The organism is Halostagnicola larsenii XH-48 (assembly GCF_000517625.1).
Lineage (GTDB): Archaea > Halobacteriota > Halobacteria > Halobacteriales > Natrialbaceae > Halostagnicola > Halostagnicola larsenii.
Window position 1 is genome coordinate 18330 of record NZ_CP007058.1, and the last position, 19887, is coordinate 38216.

Annotated in this window: 21 protein-coding genes; 11 read left to right on the forward strand and 10 right to left on the reverse strand. The window is 60.6% G+C overall.

Going from position 1 to position 19887, the window contains the following annotated elements:
* Positions 1–190 precede the first annotated feature (190 nt).
* Both HALLA_RS18415 and lpdA read left to right on the forward strand, forming a co-directional pair.
* The gene (locus tag HALLA_RS18415) at positions 191–1795 is read left to right on the forward strand and encodes a dihydrolipoamide acetyltransferase family protein (RefSeq protein WP_049954971.1); all 1605 of its coding nucleotides are present in this window, start codon (positions 191–193) and stop codon (positions 1793–1795) included.
* Positions 1795–3219 carry a dihydrolipoyl dehydrogenase gene (gene lpdA, locus HALLA_RS18420; RefSeq protein ID WP_049954972.1) on the forward strand — a complete coding sequence of 475 codons (1425 nt, stop codon included), beginning with the start codon at positions 1795–1797 and terminating at the stop codon, positions 3217–3219. The genes HALLA_RS18415 and lpdA overlap by 1 nt, the downstream gene beginning before the upstream one ends.
* A gap of 6 nt (positions 3220–3225) precedes the next feature.
* Here lpdA and HALLA_RS18425 read toward each other — a convergent pair whose 3' ends face one another.
* Together HALLA_RS18425 and pdhA (HALLA_RS18430) are read right to left on the reverse strand one after the other, a co-directional pair.
* Positions 3226–4194 carry an alpha-ketoacid dehydrogenase subunit beta gene (locus HALLA_RS18425; protein ID WP_049954973.1) on the reverse strand — a complete coding sequence of 323 codons (969 nt, stop codon included), beginning with the start codon at positions 4192–4194 and terminating at the stop codon, positions 3226–3228.
* A 6-nt stretch (positions 4195–4200) separates the two neighbouring features.
* Positions 4201–5358: a pyruvate dehydrogenase (acetyl-transferring) E1 component subunit alpha gene (pdhA, locus tag HALLA_RS18430; RefSeq protein WP_049954974.1), complete on the reverse strand. Its 1158-nt coding sequence runs from the start codon at positions 5356–5358 to the stop codon at positions 4201–4203.
* Between the two features lie 272 nt (positions 5359–5630).
* Between pdhA (HALLA_RS18430) and HALLA_RS18435 the strand changes: the two genes are divergently transcribed.
* From HALLA_RS18435 to HALLA_RS18465, 7 genes are all read left to right on the forward strand, one after another.
* A complete protein-coding gene (locus HALLA_RS18435; protein ID WP_049954975.1) occupies positions 5631–6647 on the forward strand; it encodes an ABC transporter substrate-binding protein in 1017 nt (338 codons plus the stop codon).
* A gap of 65 nt (positions 6648–6712) precedes the next feature.
* A complete protein-coding gene (locus HALLA_RS18440; protein WP_174887924.1) occupies positions 6713–7498 on the forward strand; it encodes an ABC transporter ATP-binding protein in 786 nt (261 codons plus the stop codon).
* Between the two features lie 2 nt (positions 7499–7500).
* Positions 7501–8301 carry an ABC transporter permease gene (locus HALLA_RS18445; RefSeq protein ID WP_049954886.1) on the forward strand — a complete coding sequence of 267 codons (801 nt, stop codon included), beginning with the start codon at positions 7501–7503 and terminating at the stop codon, positions 8299–8301.
* Positions 8292–9071 (forward strand): ABC transporter permease, encoded by a 780-nt coding sequence (locus HALLA_RS18450; RefSeq protein WP_049954976.1) that lies wholly within the window; start codon positions 8292–8294, stop codon positions 9069–9071. Before HALLA_RS18445 ends, HALLA_RS18450 begins: the two co-directional genes overlap by 10 nt.
* A gap of 100 nt (positions 9072–9171) precedes the next feature.
* Entirely contained in the window at positions 9172–10131 is a 960-nt protein-coding gene (locus HALLA_RS18455) for a malate dehydrogenase (RefSeq protein WP_049954977.1), read from the forward strand.
* A 108-nt stretch (positions 10132–10239) separates the two neighbouring features.
* Positions 10240–11328 (forward strand): amidohydrolase family protein, encoded by a 1089-nt coding sequence (locus tag HALLA_RS18460; RefSeq protein WP_049954978.1) that lies wholly within the window; start codon positions 10240–10242, stop codon positions 11326–11328.
* The gene (locus tag HALLA_RS18465; protein WP_049954979.1) at positions 11325–11702 is read left to right on the forward strand and encodes a Rieske (2Fe-2S) protein; all 378 of its coding nucleotides are present in this window, start codon (positions 11325–11327) and stop codon (positions 11700–11702) included. Before HALLA_RS18460 ends, HALLA_RS18465 begins: the two co-directional genes overlap by 4 nt.
* Positions 11703–11725: 23 nt before the next feature.
* On the opposite strand, the gene HALLA_RS18470 is transcribed toward HALLA_RS18465, so the two are convergent.
* The gene (locus HALLA_RS18470; protein ID WP_049954980.1) at positions 11726–12214 is read right to left on the reverse strand and encodes a DUF3237 domain-containing protein; all 489 of its coding nucleotides are present in this window, start codon (positions 12212–12214) and stop codon (positions 11726–11728) included.
* Between the two features lie 182 nt (positions 12215–12396).
* On the opposite strand from HALLA_RS18470, the gene HALLA_RS18475 reads away from it, so the two are divergent.
* Positions 12397–12822: a universal stress protein gene (locus tag HALLA_RS18475; protein WP_049954981.1), complete on the forward strand. Its 426-nt coding sequence runs from the start codon at positions 12397–12399 to the stop codon at positions 12820–12822.
* Between the two features lie 49 nt (positions 12823–12871).
* On the opposite strand, the gene HALLA_RS18480 is transcribed toward HALLA_RS18475, so the two are convergent.
* The 3 genes from HALLA_RS18480 to HALLA_RS18490 all read right to left on the reverse strand — a co-directional run bounded on the left by HALLA_RS18480 (position 12872) and on the right by HALLA_RS18490 (position 14339).
* Entirely contained in the window at positions 12872–13288 is a 417-nt protein-coding gene (locus HALLA_RS18480) for an acyl-CoA thioesterase (protein ID WP_049954982.1), read from the reverse strand.
* Positions 13289–13572: 284 nt separating this feature from the next.
* The gene (gene crcB, locus HALLA_RS18485; RefSeq protein WP_049954983.1) at positions 13573–13929 is read right to left on the reverse strand and encodes a fluoride efflux transporter CrcB; all 357 of its coding nucleotides are present in this window, start codon (positions 13927–13929) and stop codon (positions 13573–13575) included.
* A complete protein-coding gene (locus tag HALLA_RS18490; RefSeq protein WP_049954984.1) occupies positions 13929–14339 on the reverse strand; it encodes a fluoride efflux transporter FluC in 411 nt (136 codons plus the stop codon). The genes crcB and HALLA_RS18490 overlap by 1 nt, the downstream gene beginning before the upstream one ends.
* Before the next feature lie 484 nt (positions 14340–14823).
* On the opposite strand from HALLA_RS18490, the gene HALLA_RS18495 reads away from it, so the two are divergent.
* Entirely contained in the window at positions 14824–15840 is a 1017-nt protein-coding gene (locus HALLA_RS18495) for a lysylphosphatidylglycerol synthase transmembrane domain-containing protein (protein WP_049954985.1), read from the forward strand.
* 164 nt (positions 15841–16004) lie between these two features.
* Here HALLA_RS18495 and HALLA_RS18500 read toward each other — a convergent pair whose 3' ends face one another.
* The 4 genes from HALLA_RS18500 to pdhA (HALLA_RS18515) form a co-directional block, all read right to left on the reverse strand.
* The gene (locus HALLA_RS18500) at positions 16005–17369 is read right to left on the reverse strand and encodes an MFS transporter (protein ID WP_049954986.1); all 1365 of its coding nucleotides are present in this window, start codon (positions 17367–17369) and stop codon (positions 16005–16007) included.
* Positions 17370–17513: 144 nt separating this feature from the next.
* On the reverse strand, positions 17514–17798 hold the full coding sequence (locus HALLA_RS18505; protein WP_049954987.1) for a hypothetical protein: 285 nt from the start codon (positions 17796–17798) through the stop codon (positions 17514–17516).
* Between the two features lie 42 nt (positions 17799–17840).
* Positions 17841–18809: an alpha-ketoacid dehydrogenase subunit beta gene (locus HALLA_RS18510; RefSeq protein ID WP_049954988.1), complete on the reverse strand. Its 969-nt coding sequence runs from the start codon at positions 18807–18809 to the stop codon at positions 17841–17843.
* Positions 18802–19875, reverse strand: coding sequence for a pyruvate dehydrogenase (acetyl-transferring) E1 component subunit alpha (gene pdhA / locus HALLA_RS18515; RefSeq protein WP_049954989.1), 1074 nt, complete (start codon positions 19873–19875; stop codon positions 18802–18804). The genes HALLA_RS18510 and pdhA (HALLA_RS18515) overlap by 8 nt, the downstream gene beginning before the upstream one ends.
* Between the last annotated feature and the right edge of the window lie 12 nt (positions 19876–19887).

Genomic DNA, 19887 nt, shown 5'->3' on the forward strand with positions numbered 1-19887 from the left:
AACAACCCTTCCCCACGAACAGCTGAGGTATCCGTTCCGCTGACAGAGCCCCTGATTTTTTCTATCGTTTGTAGGCTGTTCGAACGGATCGAACCCGCTGCTCGCCGCAGTTACCGTTCTCGATCCCCGACGACCACGACACGAGTCACCGAAGAGCGTATAGTCCTCTACGCGAGAGGTAAACTCACGCATGGTTAGAACAGCGTTCGAACTTCCCGACGTAGGCGAAGGCGTCGCCGAGGGTGAACTCGTCACCTGGCTCGTCGACACCGACGAACGGGTCGCCGAGGATCAGCCTATCGCTGAAGTCGAGACGGACAAGGCCCTGGTCGAAATCCCCGCCGCGTACGACGGCGTCATCGCGGAGCGGCGTGCCTCCGAAGGTGACGTCATTCAGGTTGGCGAGGTCTTCGTCGTATTCGATGTCGACGAGACGGACTCGGCGGAAGAATCGGCCTCGAGCACCGAATCGGCTCCCGAAACAGACCAGGTAGAGGAGCCGGAGCCATCGAATGGTACCGAGACAGCGATCGATGCTGATGCCGGACGCGGGGAATCCGGCGTCGCCGATTCCAGCGGTACTGCTGAATCGGATGTGACCGTCTCCGACGGGCGTGTTTTCGCCCCGCCGAGCGTTCGAGCCCTCGCCCGCGAAGAGGGTGTCGAACTGGCGGCGGTCCGGCGACAGGTCGGTGCGACGGACAGACGCCTCACCGAGTCCGACGTGTACGCCGTCGCGGACGGACGAGTGGAGTCGGAAGAACGCACTCCTCAGCGTGGTTCGGATTCGACGGAGGCACCTTCGGCGAAACAGGAATCGGACTCGTCGGCTCCCGATCGGGTCGAGAGTGAGTCCGCATCGATTCCGACCGACCGAACCGCAGACGCCGGTCGAGGACGCACGCTCGCGATGCCGGCGACCCGACGACTCGCACGCGAGAACGACGTCGATATCAACGACGTGCCTGCGAGCCAACGGCGAGACGGTGCCCCCTTCGTTACCCCAGACGATGTCGAGCAGTACGGCCAGGGTGACGCGTCGGCATCGACCGCGACCAGCGAGACGGAGACGAGCCCTGATACATCCGGTCAGCCCCGACCCGGCGCTCGAATCCCCTACACCGGTGTGCGCCGAACGATCGGCGAGAAAATGGCGACCTCGAAATACACGGCCCCGCACGTGAGTCATCACGACGAGGTCGACGTCTCCGAACTCGTCGAGGCGCGCAGCCGACTCAAACCGGAAGCACAAGCGCGAGAGACGAAGCTAACGTACATGCCGTTCGCGGTCAAAGCCGTCGTCGCGGGATTAAAGGAGGTTCCGGCGATCAACGCCGAACTGGACGAGGAAAACGAGGAGATCGTGCTCCACGACGAGTACAACATCGGGATCGCGGTGGCGAGCGATGCCGGGCTGATGGTGCCGGTGATCAAAAACGCGGATCAGAAAGGGCTGCTCGAGTTAGCCGACGAAATCTCTGATAAAGCCGCGCGGGCTCGAGACCGCTCGATCGGGCTCGAGGAGATGCAAGGTGGGACGTTTACGATAACGAACGTGGGCGCGGTCGGCGGTGAATATGCCTCACCGATCATCAACCACCCCGAAGCGGGCATTCTCGCACTCGGCTCCTTGAAGGAGCGCCCGTGGGCCGAGGACGGCGAGATTGTGGCTCGAGAGACGCTGCCGATTTCGATGTCGGTCGATCACCGGATCGTCGACGGCGCGGAGGCCGCACGGTTTACGAACGAGGTCAAGCGATACCTGAACAATCCCGAACTGCTGCTCTTAGAATAATGGTCATGGGAGACATTACGACGGCGACAGATGTACTGGTAATCGGCGGCGGCCCCGGCGGCTATGTGGCTGCGATCCGGGCGGCCCAACACGGTCTCGACACGACGCTCGTCGAGCGCGACGCCTACGGCGGTACCTGCCTGAACTACGGCTGTATTCCCTCCAAGGCGATGATCACCGCAACGGACATCGCCCACGACGCAGCGTCGGCCGAGGAGATGGGCATTCACGCCGACCCGTCGATCGACATGCGAGCGCTCGTCGAGTGGAAAGACGGCGTCGTCGACCAGCTCACCGGCGGCGTCGAGAAACTCTGCAAGGCTAATGGCGTCTCGCTGCTCGAGGGGACTGCAACGTTCGTCGATGAGGAGACGGTCCGGGTTGCCCACGGCGGCGAAGGCCAGGGGAGCGAATCCATCGAGTTCGAGCACGCGATCATCGCGACGGGAAGCCGGGCGATGTCGATCCCCGGTTTCGACTTCGCAGACGACCAAGTCTGGTCTTCACGTGAGGCGCTTGAAGCGGACGAAATTCCCGAGGAACTGGTCGTCGTGGGTGCCGGCTACATCGGGATGGAACTCTCGACGGTATTCGCGAAAGCCGGTGCGAATGTGACTGTGGTCGAAATGCTCGAGGACGCGCTGCCGACCTACGAGGACGACGTTGCACGCGTCGTCCGCGACCGGGCCGAGGAACTCGGGATCGACTTCGAGTTCGGTCTTGGCGCGAGCGAGTGGCGCGAGACAGACGACGGGATCGAAGTCGTCGCCGCGGATGAAGACGGCGAGAAGTCGGTCTTCGATGCGGATCGCGTGTTGGTCGCAGTCGGCCGGGAACCCGTGACCGACGCGCTCGAACTCGATGCATTGGGTCTCGAGACCGACGAGCGCGGCTTTCTGGAGACGGACGAGTTCACGCGAACCGACCTCGAGCACGTGTTAGCGGTAGGTGACGTCGCGGGTGAGCCGATGTTAGCGCACAAAGCCAGCGCCGAAGGGCTCGTCGCCGCGGGCGTCGCGGCCGGTGAGCCGGTAGCTCTCGACCACCAGGCGATTCCCGCGGCCGTCTTTACCGACCCTGAAATCGGGACGGTCGGGATGACCGAAGCTGAGGCCGACGAGGCTGGGTTCGACCCGGTTGTTGGAACGATGCCACTCAGGGCGAGCGGTCGAGCGCTCTCGATGGGCGAGTCGGACGGATTCGTCCGGATCGTCGCCGACGAGGAGACTGAGTTCGTTCTCGGCGCACAGATCGTGGCACCCGAGGCTTCAGAGCTCGTTGCTGAACTCGGGCTGGCGATCGAGATGGGCGCGAAACTCGAGGACATCGCGGGCACTATCCATACCCATCCGACGCTCTCGGAGGCGGTGATGGAGGCGGCTGAGAACGCACAGGGAAAAGCAATCCACACGCTGAACCGATAAAGACATTCAGTGCTCGAGCGTTTCTTCGATGGCCGCTTCGATTTTCGGGGGATGGGGGATGTAGTAGTCTTCCATCGAGAGGAGGGGGACGGGCACGTCGAAGCCGGTGACGCGGTTGACGGGTGCTTCGAGGTACATCAGGGCCTCATCGTTAATGGTGGCGATGACTTCGGCGCCGAAGCCGCCGGTTTTGGCCGCTTCGTGGACGACGACGCAGCGCCCGGTCTTTTCGACCGACTCGAGGACGGTTTCCTTGTCGAACGGCGAGATCGTCCGGAGATCGATCACCTCAGCGTCGACGCCCTCGAGGTTGTCGACCGCCTCGAGGGTGTTGTGCATCATGGCACCCCAGGAGACGACGGTGAGGTCCTCACCTTTTTGTCGCACCGCTGCCTCGCCGAGCGGTTCAGTATAGGAACCTTCGGGAACGTCTTCGCGGATGGAGCGATAGACGTGTTTGGGCTCCATGAACAGCACCGGGTCGGGATCGCGGATGGCGCTGATGAGCATGCCCTTCGCGTCGTGGGGGGTTGACGGGATCGCGAGTTTCAGTCCGGGGATGTGTCCGTAGGCCCCCTCGAGGCTTTCGGAGTGATGTTCTAATGCCCGTACACCGGCGCCGTAGGGGGTGCGGACGACCATCGGGGCGGTGAGTTCGCCACGGGTACGCCAGCGGATGCGACTGGCGTTCGTCACGAGCTGGTCGAACGCGGGCGGGAGAAAGCCCGAGAACTGAATTTCGGCGATGGGACGGTAGCCGTGGGTTGCGAGGCCGACGGCTGCGCCGACGATGGCGATCTCCGAAAGCGGCGTGTCGAGGACGCGCTCGGCGCCGAACTCCTCGAGCAGTCCCTCAGTGGCTCGAAAGACGCCGCCGGATTCGGCGACGTCCTGGCCGAAGACGACCGTCTTCTCGTCGGTGGTCATCTCTTCGTGCAGCGCGTCGTTGATGGCTTCGATGATTGTCGCGTTCATAGTAACTCACCCCTTCGGTCGTCGTTCGATGTGATCGTACATCTCGGGTCGCTCCTCGAGGAGTTCCTGGAATTCGTCGAGTTGGCGTTCGAGTTCCGGCGGCGTCTCCTCGTAGAGATGGGCGAAGATTTCTTCGATGCCGCGTTCTTCGAACGCATCGGCGGCGTCGACCGCCTCGGAGAACTCGGCTTCGACCTCCTCGCGGATCGCCTCCTCGTCGATTCCCTCCCAACGACCGGTCTCCTCGAGGAACGCCTGATACCGCTCGAGAGGATCCTGGTCGGCCCATTCTTCGACCTCCTCGTCGGAGCGGTATCGGGTCGGGTCGTCACTCGTCGTGTGGGCTCCACGTCGGTAGGTGACCGCTTCGACTAACACTGGATTGCCCTCGAGCGCGCGTTCTCGCGCCCTCGAGACGGCGTTGTAGACGGCCAACACGTCGTTACCGTCGACACGAATACCGTCGAGACCGTACGCGAGTGCCTTCTGTGCGATCGTTTTGGCGTTGGTCTGTCCGTCGAACGGCAGTGAGATCGCGTACTGATTGTTCTGGCAGAAGAACACGGCGGGGACGCCGAGCACGCCGGCGAAGTTCATACCCTCGTGGAAGGCCCCCGTTGACGTTGCGCCGTCACCGAGGTTCGCGAACGCGATCGCGTCTTCGTCCGCCAGTTGCATCCCCCAGGCTTTGCCGGTCGCGAGCGGAATGTGCGAGCCAATCGAAATCGCGAGACCGAAAATATTCGCTCCTTCCATGCGCGAGGCGTCTTCGATCCCGCGCCAGTACAGAAGCAGGTCGCGCATCGAGAGTCCGTGCATCAACAACGCGCCGGCCTCGCGTCCGTACGGGAAGATCCAGTCCTGATCGGCGAGCGCGAAGCCGCTGCCGATAATCGCGGCTTCCTGTCCCCGTCCGGAGGCGACCGTTCCGAGCTTACCCCGTCGTTGGAGTTTCGTGGCTCGATTGTCGTACACCCGCTGTAAGAGCATCCACCGGTAGAGATCACAAAGTGCCTCGTCGTCTAGGTCCGGAACCCGGTCCGAATCGAACGTCCCGTCCGGCCGTACCACCCGATAGGTCTCGATCTCGAGGTCGCCCTGTGAGAGGGAATCGACACCGACGTCTCCCGTCACAGGTGTGACTGACCGCGGACTGTTGTCCATGGTATACCCGAAATTGGCCTAATCAGTTTAATATTGTTGTTGGTAACGGCAATAATGTCCTGTTATTCTACGCCCATCGATTACCTGTAGGTCCCAACGCCAGCTCTCGCCTCATCAGTTTGTTCGACGATGTTCGTCTTGACCGATGTTTGCCCCGACAGACGTTCGTGCGTGCGTTAGTCCACAGAAAACTGAAAGCTCTTTGTCCCACTCACTATTTGACATGGTAATTCACCACAATCCTTATATCGAGTTGGCGGCAATACCTCGATATGCCATCACATAGCAGGAGGGCTGTCCTCAAGACTGGTGCAACAGCCACGGCAGTCGGTCTCGCGGGAGTAGCGGGTTGCCTCGGGGGAGGCGGCGGAGACACGCTCCGATTTAACTTCGTCGTGCCCGTCGAGAACCTTGGATCGTTGCTCGACATTCCAGAAATACAGGACGAACTGAGCGGTCTTGGAGAAGATTACGAACTCGAGGTCTCGCAGGACGCGAGCACGCCGGATTCGATCAACTCGCTCGCTGCTGGGGAAGCCGATATGGCGCTCGTGACCACCGAGAGTTTCGGCGGAGCGATCGTAGGCGATGCAGTTCCGAGCGGGCTGACTGCGATCGCGACTGACTTCTGGGACGCCCACCCCGATTACTTCGGGTTCGAAATTTACTCCTTGCCCGACTCGGACGTGACCGACCCGGAGGATCTCGAAGGAGCGTCGCTCGGTGTGAACGCGACTGGGACGGGGATTCACGCCGTATTCGAGAAACAATTGGACAACATGGGGATGAGTTCTGACGATGTCGAGTACAACGAGCAGGGGTTCGCCACGTTCGTCGAAGGCTTAGAAGACGGGATCTTCGATGCGGCGATCTTCCCGGGGTTGTACGCGGTCACTCCCCGGAACCAGGATTTCAATCTGGTGTTCTCGAGCCAGGACGCCTTCGGCGACGAGTTCGAGAACGGGTATCCGTTCGCCTACACGGTCTCGACTGGCGACGCACTCGACAACAAAGGCGAGCAGATACAGTCGTGGGGTGACGACTATCTCGAGGTCGTCGACTACATCGAGTCGAACCGCGACGAGGTCGTCTCGCTTGCAGCAGACCACTTCGAAATCGACGAAGGCCAGCTAGACGAGTTCTTCATGACGGAGAACGATTACTACCGGGACGAGATCGAAATCGACGAGGAGGCCCTTCAGGGAATCATGGACGAGTTGGCAGCTCTCGAAATCCTTGACGAGCAGTTCGACGTTGGAGAGCACGTCACTAACGAGTACATCACCTAGAACAGTGTTGGTAGTTATCAAGTCGCATAATATTCAAATACGACATTGGCGTACTATCGGTCACTATGGTTGAAGGACACGTAACGATCTCGAATCTGGAGAAGGTGTACGAATCGGGCGACGAACGAACGAAGGCGATCGACGACCTCTCACTGGAAGTGCCCAGCGGCCAGTTTCTCAGCGTCGTCGGCCCCAGCGGCTGTGGCAAAAGCACGCTGCTGTACCTCATCGCCGGCTTCCTCGAGGAATCGACCGGCACCATCGCCGTCGACGACCAACCCATCGACGGGCCGGGCACCGACCGAGGTGTCGTCTTCCAGGATTACGCTCTCTTTCCCTGGCGCACCGTCATGGGTAACGTCACCTACGGCCTCGAACAGGACGGCGTTCCCAAAGAACAGCGCCGGGCGACGGCCCAGGAGTTCATCGATATGATGGATCTCGACGGCTTCGAGGACAAGTATCCCAAAGAGCTCTCCGGCGGGATGAAACAGCGGGTCGCGCTCGCGCGGACGCTGGCGTACGATCCAAAGATCCTCCTGATGGACGAGCCGTTCGGCGCGCTCGATCAACCGCTGCGGGAACTCCTGCAGGATCACCTCCTCGAGATCTGGGGCGACCTCGGAAAGACGGTGATCTTCATCACCCACGACGTCGAGGAGGCGGTTTATCTCTCCGAACGCGTGATGGTGATGACGCGCCATCCGGGCACCAAAAAGACGACCGTCGACATCGACGTCGACCGCACGCAGCCGCGCGAGGACATCATCCTGTCCGACGAGTACACGGACGTAAAAAATCAGGTCTGGCAATCCCTGCGCGAGGAGACCCAGCCGGAGGCCCAACTCTAACGATGTCCTACGCCGATTTGCAACTAGGGGCGCTCGAGGAGACGCTGCCCGCACCGCTTCAGCGGGTCGTCTGGTTCGTCTTCGAGTGGATTCCGCTCGTGATCGTGGCCGGCTTCTGGGAGTTCGCCAGCGGCACGTTCGTCCCCAGCACGGTTCTCTCGCCGCCCTCGGAGGTCGCGTTCGTCACCTGGGAGTTACTCGTCGCGGGCGATATCATCCCGCACTTGCAGGTGTCGCTGTTTCGAGTCGCGGCTGGGCTCGTCCTGAGCATTTCGATCGGTGTCCTGCTTGGGGTTGGGATGGCTCGAGTGAAGCCGGTTGAGAACTTCTTCGAGGTGTTTCTGGCGTTGATCTACCCGATTCCCAAGTCGGCGCTCGTGCCGCTGGCGATTTTGTGGCTGGGGACCGGCACGGAAACGTCGGTTCTGATCGTCTTCCTCGCGTGCTTGCTCCCGATCGTGCTGAATAGCTACAACGCGGCCCAGACCGTCGATCAGAACCTCATCTGGTCGGCCCAGATGATGGGAATGCCGTCGTGGCAGATTCCGCTGAAGGTCGTGATCCCGGCGACGATTCCGAGCATCCTCACGGGGATTCGCCAGGCGATTCCGATCGCGTTTATCGCGCTGGTGAGCGCGGAGCTGATCGCGTCGAATCAGGGCGTCGGCTTCGAAATTCTCCGGTACAGTCAGGTTGGTGCGTACACGGAGATGTTCGCGGTGCTCGTGTTGATCTCGGCGATCGCGTTCTTCGCCGTGCGGGGCTACGAGTGGGGTGAACGGAAGGTGGTTCGATGGACGTGAATACTACATTCTCGGTCGGACGTGAGGACGTGATCAACGCCGGCAAGTCGATCTACTCGCTGGTCATCGTGCTCATCCTGTGGGAGCTCGTGACGCAGATGGGCATGGTACACGAGTACTTCCTCCCGCCGCTGTCGCAAATTCTCGCGACGTTCTACGAGCTAACCGTCGATGGAACGCTCGTCACGAACGGCTATCTGACGGTCAAACGCGCTTTAATCGGGCTCGTAATCGCCTGCGTGCTGGGTATCATTGTCGGCGTGTTGAGTGCACGCAGCCGCCTCGCGCGGTGGTTCTGGGATCCGATTATCGAGGTCGGCTACCCGGTTCCGGTCATCGCGCTGGTGCCGGTCTTTCTGTTCTGGTTTGGAACGGGTGATTTCGCGAAGATCGTCCTCGTCGCGATCGGCTGTTTCTGGCCTGTTGCGATCAACGTCCGGAACGCGGCTCGAGACGTCGACGAGAATCTGATCTGGTCGGCGCGGATGATGGGTACGTCGGATCGCCAGTTGCTCAGAAGGGTGATTATACCGGCATCGGCTCCGGGAATCATCTCCGGGATCCAGATCGCGTTGCCGATCTCGCTCATCATCACTTTCGTCTTCGAGATGGTTGCCGGCGGTGGCGGACTGGGCCACCTCGAGATTCAGGGCGTTCGGTCGTTCGATTCGGCGCAAGTGTACGCGTCATTGATTGCGATCATGATTCTCGGGTTCGCACTGGATCGAGCGCTTCGAGTGCTCCGACTCAGACTACTCTCGTGGACCTAATCCCCGATTCAATCGTCTTTCGGGTATCGAATACCGGTTCGTGAACGATGACATGGTATAAGTGCCCGGCGGCCACCCATATGAATGGGTATTGAGAACAATGCACGTTGCAATAATCGGTGGTGCGAGCACCATCGGCTCGACGGTTGCGTACACGCTGGCGACGAAGGATCCGACGATGGACATCTCCCTGGTCGACAAGGCGCCTGAGCCGGCCTGGGCACACGCGATGGACATCACGCATTCGAAGTATCACGGAACCGACGCTCCGGTCGACGAACGGACGGCTGCATCGTACGGAACGGTAACGGGGGTCGGAACTGACGAGATGTCGTCTATCGATCCGGATCTCGTCGTCCTCACCGCCGCGGCCCCGCGTCCGGACGACGCCGCTGACCGGGGGGTCCGCAAAGCGGAACTCGAGGCCAACCGGGCAATCGCCGACGATGTCGCCACACAGCTTCAGTCGATCGATCCGGTTCCAGTGGTGGTTTTAACGAACCCGATCGACCGAATTACGTACAGGCTGTGGACCCAGCTGGGCTGGCCCCGCGAGAAGTTCATCGGTTACTCGCTCTCGGAGACGGCTCGTACGGCCCACGCCATCGCCGACCTGCAAGGCGTTCATCCGAGTCGCGTCTCCTGTCCCGTGATGGGTGAACACGGCGAGGGAATCGTCCCGATTTTCTCGAGGGCCCGCGTCGGCGAAGCGTCGGTTTCGTTGACCCCCGAACAAGAATCGGAGGTCCTCGAGTACGTTCGGGACGTCCCCTTCGAAATCGCCTCGAAGCGGGGAGCCGGCGAAACCTCGAGGTGGGTTACGAGCGCCGGCGTGGCGAAGGTAGTCCGCTCGATGCTCTCCGGGGAGACGACGTCGCCGGGTTGTCTCTCGACACCTCTCTCAGGCGAGTACGGGTTTGACGATGGCTGTCTCAGCGTTCCCGTTTCCGTCGATTCGACCGGTGTGACGGCGATTCACGAGTGGGAACTCGCCGACACGGAGTACGAGCGACTCGTCGACGCGTTCGAATCGGTTCGAACCGATCTCGAGACGCTGTGATTTCGCGCGATAGTCGCTGTGGACGGACTCGCTTCGAACGTGCATAATCTTTATAGTCAAATGCGCACTCCTTTCTTGTGTGGTACTAACAGCCATGGGTGACCGAGTATGATCGACGCTGCGGAGCACCGGGTGATCGACTGCGACTGGCACTACCAGGACTCGTTTACGGATATCGTCGAGTACATGGACGAGCCCTGGAAGACGAAATACGAGCGAAGCAACTGGGACGCGGCGGGTGTCAAACAGAACCTGAGTTCGTTTTTCCCGACGTCGACTGGCGACCGACAAGCGTACGGGAAAATCGAACGCGAACACTCGAACTACCCGGACGAGGCCGAAACGCCCGACAGAGTTCGGGAAGGCATGGAGTTCCTCGATGTCGACCAGAGCCTCCAGATTTCGCACCTCGCACTCGCGATGGGCGGCGTCCAAACCGACGACGAGCGTACGCAGGCGTTTGCGAAGGCCCACATCGAGTACATGATCGATCAGGTCCTCGATCCAGAGGACGGCGTCTACGGGCTCGTTCCGCTTCCCTACAGCGACATCGAGACCTCTCTCGAGATTCTCGATCGAGTCGAGGACGTCCCCGCGATACGAGGGGCCTGTTTCATCACCGCTGGTGCGAACCCGCCCCTCGGAAACCGGAAGTACGATCCGCTGTACGAACGTTGCGAAGAGATCGGCTATCCGGTCGTCTTCCACACCGGCGGTTCCGGCCTGGACGATTACGTTCGTGCCGGCTATCAGGAAATGCTCGAGACCCACACGCTCGGCTTTCTCGAGTCGAACATGTCCCAGCTCGTCAGCGTTACCTGCCAGGGCGTCCCGGAAAAATTCCCGGATCTCGATATCGTGTTCATGGAATCGGGCGTCACGTACGTCCCCGGTCTGATCAGCCGACTCGAGGAGGAGTACCTGAAACGACCCGAGGAAGCACCGTTGCTCGAGAAGCGCCCAAGCGAGTACATCACCGACTACTACTTCGGGACCCAGCCGCTCGAGGTGTCGGCGAGCCCAGACCTCCTCGAGTTGTGTTTCGACATGCTGGGAACCGACAGGTTGTTGTACGCATCGGATTATCCCCACTGGGACTTCGATAGCCCGTCGACGATTACGGACCTCCCCTTCATATCCGACGAAGAGCGGAAGGCGATTCTGGCGGGCAACGCCGTGGAGGTGTTCGATCTATGAGCGAGGACGGACTGGTCGAGGTAAAGGCGGTCGAATCGTTCGCCGACGGTGACCACGAACTGGTCGACGTTCGCGGCGTCGAGGTCGGCGTCGTCCGGGACGAAGACGAGTTTTACGCGTTTCGAAACACCTGTCCACACGATGGCGGGCCGGTGTGTACGGGACCGGTCTCTCGAAAACTCGTCGGCGAATTCGTCGGCCCCGGTGAGCGCGTCGAGCGGTCGTTCAGCGACGAAAAGATCATCTCCTGTCCGTGGCACGGCTGGTCGTTCGACCTCGAGACGGGCGAAAACGTCGCCGACGAAAACATCGTGCTCCCGTCGTACGACGTGGTCGTCGAAAACGGCATCGTCTACGTCGACGACGGTCGGTGAGCGAACCGTTCCGTTCGAAGCGATTATTCGACCCGGTACACCCGCAACTTCACCCCGTTCGGCTGGCGAGTCCCCGACGCGACGAACACGCTCTCGGTCAACCACTCGAGGTCGGGGTCGGCCGTTTCGAACGTCGGCACTGATTGAAAGTAGACGTCTTCCGGGTCGACGGGTCGTCCGTCGCGAATGCGCTCGCTCGTTTCCGGAGACGCGTGACGAATCCCCTCGTTTTCGACGTACACGCGGGATCCCTCGTCCGTTTCGAACGCGTACTTCGCAACGAGTTCGGTTGCGCGCTCGGTTCGATACAGCTGGTAGTCAGCTCCCGCTTGCAACACCGTTCCGTCACACCGACCGGAGACGGTCCCGCCGCGAATCGGAATGATACGTCGACTTCCGTCGCCTGTCTCGCCTATTTCGATCGGGTCGTCGACTTCGATGTCGAGTTCCAACACCTGCTCGAGCGTCGGAACGAGTGGATCCGCTTCCTGGTCCGTGTTCTCTTCTCCCATGAAGGGTTGTCTCGATGGCGAAAGTTATAGTTAGCGCTCGTCGCATGGCGCTGACTGGCTGCCGGGCCGGCCGTTCGAGCGCCGTGGCCCGTTGCATATTGCGGGTCCGACGGCCGGTGGATCGACTCGGAAACGCGTTCGTTCGCCTAAACGTTTAGTAGGTGTTATACCAATGGTACCGTATGGCAATACTCTGTGCCGTCGATGGGACACAACCACACGAATCGGTCGTTTCCACTGCTGATGACCTCGCTAGAGCGTACGATGACGAACTGATCGTCCTTCACGTCATGACCAAAGACCGGTTCGAGTCTCGAGGCCAGGACCGAACAGAGTACTACGTCGATGACGCCGCTCGCGAGGCGCGCGAGATGGCTCGAGAGGCCGCGGCCGACGTTCTCGATTCGACCGACCGGGTCGTCGCTCGCGGACGCGTCGGCGACCCGACGGCGGAAATTCTCGAGGTTGCCGACCGCGTCTCGGCCCGGTATCTCGTTCTCGGCGGACGCAAGCGGTCGCCAGTCGGGAAGGCGCTGTTCGGAAGCACCACGCAATCGATTCTCTTGGAAGCAACGACTCCGGTGGTCACCGTTATGGATGAAGAATGATAATTAGACAATTGTATCAGGTTACCATTATTCAACGGCCGATCCGGTCCTAATGGTCTTCGTACCGCGTGTCGACGGTTTCCAGTGAGTTCCGAAGCCCATCGGGGAGGGCCACTCCACTGTCGCCGCCGACGGGAACACAGACCCGGTGTTCGGTTCCGTCGAATACGATCTCGCCGTCGTGGGTGGCCGTGTAGTCGAACTGAACGCTCGTTTCGCCAACCGTTGGCGTCACCTCGATCTCGACGGCGTCACCTGCCTCAACCTGCCCTTTGAAGTCGAAATCCATCGAGACGAGCGGCAAGCCGATTCCCTCGTTCTGGGAGAGCTCCCAGAACGGCCATCCGATCGATTCCATGAGCATGTCCGAGGATTCGTGAACCGCGTCGATCATGCGCGGGTAGTGAGCGATACCGAACGGATCCGTATCCGAAAACCGAACAGTCCAGGTTCTCGTAAAACTCATCGATACCGTAATCGTGCCTCTCACCTCGTATAAATGTAGTGTGATCGCTTTGGCCCGCCAAATCTTGGCACGAACAAACTATTTTGTCGATCGCTGTCCAGGTCTTTTCCTCCTGGTTATAATCAAATCACGTAACTATATGTCTGATTGGTACTAACCAATATCGTATTCGAACCCGGAGGTAGCTACCATGCACTTTCGGTTCCTCGAGCGAGGTCACAGTTTTGGGTTGATACTGAAACCCGTTACTACCCTTGGCTGAGGCGGCTCTTCTTGTCTCTCGATCAAAACGGCAGTACCATCGCGATACCAACTGCGCCACCAGCAGCGAGCAGACACGAACTCAACGTCCCGCCTGCGTAGATCACCGCCTGAACGCGATCACCCGTCTCCCACAACTGGACAGTTTGGACGGAAAACGACGAATATGTCGTAAAAGACCCACACGCTCCAGTCCCAACGAAGAGAACGGCCTCGTGACTGAACCCGACGAACACGACCAGCCCGAGTGCAAAGCTGCCTACGACATTGACGACGAGCGTCGATATCGGGAACCGGTCGTGAGCGAGTTTCTGGTCGACGAGATATCGAAGTACAGCGCCGATTGCGCCGCCGGTCCCGAGAAGATGGGCAGCCTCCATCAATCGCTCACCTCCGGTGTGGGGGGTGTGACACTACGCAGCCATCGTGCACCTTCTCGGCCCACCAAAACCGCGCCGAAGCCAAGCGCATAACTTCCGATGATGTATCCAACCGCCAGTGCCGGCGTGGTCGTGAGCGCATCGACGACGAACGTACTGTAGGTAGTAAAAGACGCGATGAACCCGGTGGCAATGAGTGTTCGACTGGTCTCGGAGATCGTTCCAGTCAAGCGACTCTCGTAGATGAGAAATCCAAGCGCCAGGCTTCCGAGGACGTTGACCAGTGCCGTCGCCGCCAGTGAACTCGGAACGAACAGTTCAACGGCGTACCGGAGGTTCGAGCCGCCGAACCCGCCGATTCCGACTACGAGCATCGCCTCGAGATGTTCGAGAGTGCGTGAGTGTGCCATCGCTGATTCAGTGACGGAGCCATTAGCCAACATGGCGGTAGAGACAGGCGGACTCCATCGCCCGAACAGGCCCGCGACAGGGTGTTAGCTCACCTTGTCTCAGGTACAATGTTAACATAGCGATTTACCGACCGCCGGGAGTGGCACGACCCTGTCCCCACGCCCTTACTGCTGTGCGTGCGCTCTGTCGGCGTTTTCTCCCTCGAGACAGGCTGCGATGTCGTCCATCGTTTTCATCTCGAGGATATTGTATCCGCATCGGCAGCATCAAAACCCTCTCGTATCACTGTGCTGTCTGCGACCCCGGGTCACACGGACAACAAAAAGTTAACGACCACTCCGTGTGGAGTCCGTGACATCGGTAATGGGTGCCCCGATAGTAATCGGACGACGAAATCTTCGGCGTTCGCCGATAGCGCGTACGACTACCATACGAGGGGTCCGTTTGCAACTCTCTTTGCTCCGTCACGAGGTGAGCTAACCCGTGCGACGATCGATTCGGTTCCTTCTCGGTACGTGTGCGGGCAGCGCCATACTCGGCGGCTACCTCTATACGGTCGGCGCAGAGACCGTTCTCGCTCGGATGACTACCGTCGCCCCGTGGGCGCTTGGAATCGTCGCCGTGCTGGTCGTCCTCGAGGGAATCGCGGATGGGATCGGCGTCTGGGCCTCGATTGCACCGCTGGGTGATGGACTGTCGGGGAGCAAAAGCGTCCAATTCGCGCTCGCCGGCGACTTCTTCGATACGCTCAGTCCAGCGGGTCCGGTGAGTTCAGAGCCGATCATGGCCCGGTTTTTCAGCGTCGAGACGGGAACGGGCTATGCCGAGGCGCTCGGCGTTCGATCGACCGCGAAATACGTTAAATCGGCAACGCAGGTCCTCGTCTCCGGCCTCCTCGGCATATTTTTGCTCGTCGATACACCCAATGCAACGCCCATTTTGCTCACGCTCGGCGGTTCGCTCGCCGGCCTCGTGGTGTTCGGTGGCGTCGTCCTCTGGTCACGAACCCAACTCTCGAGCGCCCTCGTCGTCGTTCTCACCCCGATCGTCGCGCGGATTTCAGGCCTGTATCGAGAACAGCCGTACGGTCGAGATTTCGTCGCGGCGGGCGTTGAGCGATATTGGAGCCGTCTCGTTGGCTTTCGCGAGACACCAGGATTGCTTGCCCTCATTGCGATTGGCGGACTCGTCGAACAGTTGTTGACTGCAGCCGCACTCTGGGTCGCGTTCGCTGGATTAGGTGTCGACAGCGTCTTTCTTCCGATACTCGTGATTATTCCGCTGCCACAGATCGCAAGCGTTGTGCCGATTCCCGGCAGTCTCGGGGCGTACGATCTGTTGCTCGGCGGGGCGTTGGTGGTGGTCACCGGTGTTCCAACTGCCGTTGCGACGGCGGCGGTCCTCCTCGTTCGAACCCTCACGCTCCCCTTCAGTGCAATCGCCGGCGGCGTTTGCGTCTCGTATCTGCGCGGCTGGCGGTTGCGAGGGGACGCGGCTTAATCGCTGGCCCGTCTCTCGTTCCGATCGTTGCTTTCACGTTTTCTAGAATTCAAGAACCCATTGTGTAGGCCGCTCGAGTCTTGTCGCTTCCCACCTTCAAACTCCCCGGCTTCAAATTATGGCGAGGCAGATTCCCCGCTCCACTGTGAGCGGGGCTGAATCGGTCAGACGTACGCGTCGAACTCCTTGCCGAACACGAGGAAGTAGCCGGTTCCGATCACGCCGATGACGGCCGCGATCGTGAACGCGAGTCCGGGACTGACGAACTCCCAGAGATAGCCGCCGAGTGCGGCACTCGGGATAACGATCGTGTTCCTGAGGAGATAATACGTGCCCGTGACGCGCCCGCCGGAACCCTGCTCAGCGGGGCCGACGATGAGCGCTTTGTGTGACGGCAGCCCCGCGAATCGAAGCCCGGAGAACGCGAAGATGAGGATCATCGCCCAGGAGAGCGCCATGAACGGAGCGAGCACGTCCGGTCCGGCGATCAACACGATGGGAAAGAGCGCGTAGACCGCGAACCCGAGTGCAACAACGGGTTTGAGACCGACTCGCTCTGCAATCTTCGCTGCGGGGATCATCGACAGCAGCGCGACCAGCATCTCGATGCCGAGGAGATAGCCGAAAAACGCCGCGGGAGAGAGATCGATCGCGTACGAAAACCCCGCCAGCGACACCGTCGTCTCGAGCCCGACCTCGTAGAACTGCGTGATAACGAGCACGAAGAAGACGTAGACCATCCCATTGGCGAACCTGACGAGCGTGTCGCCGATGAGCAGCGGACGCAGCGGATCGGGCATGGTACGCAGGTCCCGTCTGATCTGTTCGAGTCCGTCGAACGAATCGCCGAAGGAGTCTTCGCTCGCATCATAGAGGACGTGCTGTGCGACCGTCCCGAGGACGCCGAACACGACCGCAACGCCGAGTACGTACTGGAAGCTGACCGCGAAATCTGCCTCGAGGCCGATGAGAACCGCTGCAAGCACCGGCCCGATGAAGAACGCGGTTCGGCGGAACGTCTCGGTACTGGCGAACCCAGCCGCGAGCCGCGACGGGTCAGTCGCCTGTTTTACGACTGCGAACGTTGCGCCCAGTCCGAACGATTTCCAGGCTTGCGCGAGGAGCAAGCCGACGAAGATCCAGACCCACGGCTGAATCGTGACGCCTCCGAGGGTAATCGCGCCGACGTTCGGAGCGACGAGCCAGACGACGAACCCGAGCGTCGATACCAACCCGAACACGGTCAGCGCGTATCGCGAGCCGAGCCGATCCGAGATGGCTCCACCTGGATAGGGATACACCGCCGAAATGACGTTTCCGACGGTTCCGAACAGACCGACCACGAACCCAGTCGCCCCGAGCGCGGTCATATACTCGGGGAGAAATCGGTTGGTCATCTGAAAGCCCAGACTGAACGCGAACATCGCGAGCGACAGTACGAGCACGTCCCGCTCGAGGGCGAAGAACTGTCGAACGGTATCAAGCGGGCTCGGCTCATCTGCGTCGACAGTCACCTGTTCTTGACTCATTTCTCCAGTATCCACTCAATTAGCCTGTTTCGAGTGTACCTTCCTGTGCGTTTGGGGTGTCCTGTGGAACAGTATCATGCACGTCAGTCCAACCAACGGCGTCTTGGCTACTGCATCGGCTCGAGCCGTCCTAAACCGACCCCTTCAGATTAGATCGTCGGGGTCGTGTTCTGCTTGCATTCGGCGAGCTTCAGCAGCGTACTGTTCTCGTAATTCCGGTTCCTCGACCACCCCGAGATTTTGGGAATCGGCAGCGACTGCTGCAGTCGTGTCACGGACATCGGTGAAAGATGTCAGCGCGCGCTCCTTGCGGTAATAGCGCTCGCCGTCTGGGGTCGCGTACGTGAGGATGATGAGGTTTTGTTCGTCGTCGGAATACGTCCGTTCGACGAGCCAGACCCGTACCTGCTCACTAGACGAATCAGCCATAAGCGGGTCTATGAGCGCCACCCAGAAAAAGCGGTGTGGGATTTACCCCGAATTGAGAGCCCTGTGGATCCCTGCCGTGATTCGTTCGGTATCGGGAACGTATGCGTCCTCGCGCGCAAAGAAGGGGACCGGCACGTCATAGCCGGTTACCCGTTCGATTGGGGCCTCGAGGTAGAAAAACGCCCGCTCGTTGATGCGCGCAGTAATCTCCCCAGCCATGCCGCCGGACTTCGGCGCTTCGTGAACGACGACACACCGGCCGGTCTTTTTTACTGACTCGACGATCGTCTCGGCGTCGAGCGGGTACAGCGTCCGCGGATCGATGACCTCCACGCTCGCGTCGACGCCCTCGACAGCGTCGAGCGTTTCTCGGAGCATCGACCCCCAGGCGACGACCGTAAGATCATCGCCATTCACAACGACACGTGCCTTGCCGAGTGGAATCTCGTGTTCATCAGGGACCTCCTCACGAAACGACCGGTACAGCCGCGTCGGTTCCATGAACACGACCGGATCGGGATCGCGGATCGCCGACGTGAGCAGCCCTTTCGTCTCAGCCGGCGAGGAGGGGAAGACGACCTGCAGTCCAGGGACGTGGGCAAACCCGGCCTCGAAGCTCTCGGAGTGGAGTTCGAGTGCGTGGATGCCGCCGCCGTAGGGCGTCCGGATCGTCATCGGACAGGTGATCGTTCCGCGAGTGCGACTTCGCATGCGGGCGACGTGCTGGACGAGTTGGTGAAATCCCTGGTAGAGGAAGCTCTGAAACTGGATCTCCGGAACCGGTCGCAGTCCGGTGGCGGCGAGCCCGACGCCGACGCCGACGATACCCGCCTCCGCGGCCGGCGCGTCGAAGACCCGGTTCGGGTGCGCTTCCATCAGCCCTTCGGTCGCCCTGAACACCCCGCCGGCGCGCCCGATATCCTCTCCGTAGACGACCACGTCGTCGTCACGCTCCAGCTCCGAGCGTAGCGTCTCCCGAACCGCCTCGATCATTCGGAGCCGTTCAGACATCCGTCCCACCCGTGAACGCCTCGCGCTGTCGTTCGAGTTCCGTCGGCGAGTCGTCGTACACGTGACGGAACATGTCGACCTGATCGAGGATTTCCTCGCCTTCTTTCGCTTTCTTGATCGCCTCGGACAGTTCCGACTCGATCCGATCCTCGATCGCCGCCTTGGTCTCCTCGTCGAGGAGCCCCCGTTCCTCGAGGAACACCTGGTAACGCACGATCGGATCGCGGGCTTTCCACCCCGCTTCTTCCTCGGATTCGCGATAGACGGACGGGTCGTCCGAGGTCGTGTGCATCGATCGTCGGTAGGTGAGTGCCTCGATCAGAACCGGCTCTCCGTTCCTGGCCTTCTCGATTGCCTCTCGTGTGACGGCGTAAACACCCAGCACGTCATTGCCATCGACCTGGATTCCCTCGATTCCCGCCGCAATGGCCTTCTGGGCCAGCGTTTCGGCAGCGGTCTGATCCTCGAGTCGCGTGGAAATCGCGTAACGGTTGTTCTGACAGACGAAGACCGTCTGGGCGTCGTAGACCCCCGCGAAGTTGAGCGCCTCGTAGACGTCGCCCTGACTGGTCGCACCATCGCCGAAGTAGGTGACCGCGACGTTTGATCGATCCTGCAATGACTCGCCCCACCCGATTCCGACAGCGTGCAGTGGTTGCGTGCCGATCGGAATCGCTGGCGGCAGCGCTCGGTTACCGCCGGGAATTTCGGCTCCCTCTTCCATCCCCATCGCGTACCAGAGGATCTTGTGAGGCGGCGTGTCGCGGACTAAGAGCGCTGGTTGTTCCCGAAACGACGGGACGATCCAGTCGTCTTCGGCCATGGCGAACGCACTCCCGACCTGTGCTGCCTCCTGACCGATCGCCGGGGCATAGGTCCCCAGCTCTCCGCGACGCTGCAGCGCAACGGCCCGCTCGTCCAGTCGTCTCGATCGTTTCATTTCCGCGTATAGCTCGAGCAGTTCGTCATCGGTGAGGTCGGGTATCCCTTCCTCGTCGACCGTCTCGTCTTCGTCGAGTATCTGTACGGACTGAACGGTAAACTGCGCAACGTCCTCGCGGGACATGGTGCACGTTGG

Coding starts and splice junctions, on each gene's coding strand:
- HALLA_RS18475 (WP_049954981.1), top strand. CDS start 12,397: ATGGCAATACTCTGTGCCGTCGATGGGACACAACCACACGAATCGGTC.
- HALLA_RS18500 (WP_049954986.1), bottom strand. CDS start 17,369: ATGAGTCAAGAACAGGTGACTGTCGACGCAGATGAGCCGAGCCCGCTT.
- HALLA_RS18415 (WP_049954971.1), top strand. CDS start 191: ATGGTTAGAACAGCGTTCGAACTTCCCGACGTAGGCGAAGGCGTCGCC.
- HALLA_RS18450 (WP_049954976.1), top strand. CDS start 8,292: ATGGACGTGAATACTACATTCTCGGTCGGACGTGAGGACGTGATCAAC.
- HALLA_RS18470 (WP_049954980.1), bottom strand. CDS start 12,214: ATGGGAGAAGAGAACACGGACCAGGAAGCGGATCCACTCGTTCCGACG.
- HALLA_RS18510 (WP_049954988.1), bottom strand. CDS start 18,809: ATGTCTGAACGGCTCCGAATGATCGAGGCGGTTCGGGAGACGCTACGC.
- HALLA_RS18465 (WP_049954979.1), top strand. CDS start 11,325: ATGAGCGAGGACGGACTGGTCGAGGTAAAGGCGGTCGAATCGTTCGCC.
- HALLA_RS18480 (WP_049954982.1), bottom strand. CDS start 13,288: ATGAGTTTTACGAGAACCTGGACTGTTCGGTTTTCGGATACGGATCCG.
- HALLA_RS18505 (WP_049954987.1), bottom strand. CDS start 17,798: ATGGCTGATTCGTCTAGTGAGCAGGTACGGGTCTGGCTCGTCGAACGG.
- HALLA_RS18435 (WP_049954975.1), top strand. CDS start 5,631: ATGCCATCACATAGCAGGAGGGCTGTCCTCAAGACTGGTGCAACAGCC.
- pdhA (WP_049954989.1), bottom strand. CDS start 19,875: ATGTCCCGCGAGGACGTTGCGCAGTTTACCGTTCAGTCCGTACAGATA.
- pdhA (WP_049954974.1), bottom strand. CDS start 5,358: ATGGACAACAGTCCGCGGTCAGTCACACCTGTGACGGGAGACGTCGGT.
- HALLA_RS18460 (WP_049954978.1), top strand. CDS start 10,240: ATGATCGACGCTGCGGAGCACCGGGTGATCGACTGCGACTGGCACTAC.
- HALLA_RS18490 (WP_049954984.1), bottom strand. CDS start 14,339: ATGGCACACTCACGCACTCTCGAACATCTCGAGGCGATGCTCGTAGTC.
- HALLA_RS18425 (WP_049954973.1), bottom strand. CDS start 4,194: ATGAACGCGACAATCATCGAAGCCATCAACGACGCGCTGCACGAAGAG.
- HALLA_RS18455 (WP_049954977.1), top strand. CDS start 9,172: ATGCACGTTGCAATAATCGGTGGTGCGAGCACCATCGGCTCGACGGTT.
- HALLA_RS18440 (WP_174887924.1), top strand. CDS start 6,713: ATGGTTGAAGGACACGTAACGATCTCGAATCTGGAGAAGGTGTACGAA.
- HALLA_RS18445 (WP_049954886.1), top strand. CDS start 7,501: ATGTCCTACGCCGATTTGCAACTAGGGGCGCTCGAGGAGACGCTGCCC.
- lpdA (WP_049954972.1), top strand. CDS start 1,795: ATGGTCATGGGAGACATTACGACGGCGACAGATGTACTGGTAATCGGC.
- crcB (WP_049954983.1), bottom strand. CDS start 13,929: ATGGAGGCTGCCCATCTTCTCGGGACCGGCGGCGCAATCGGCGCTGTA.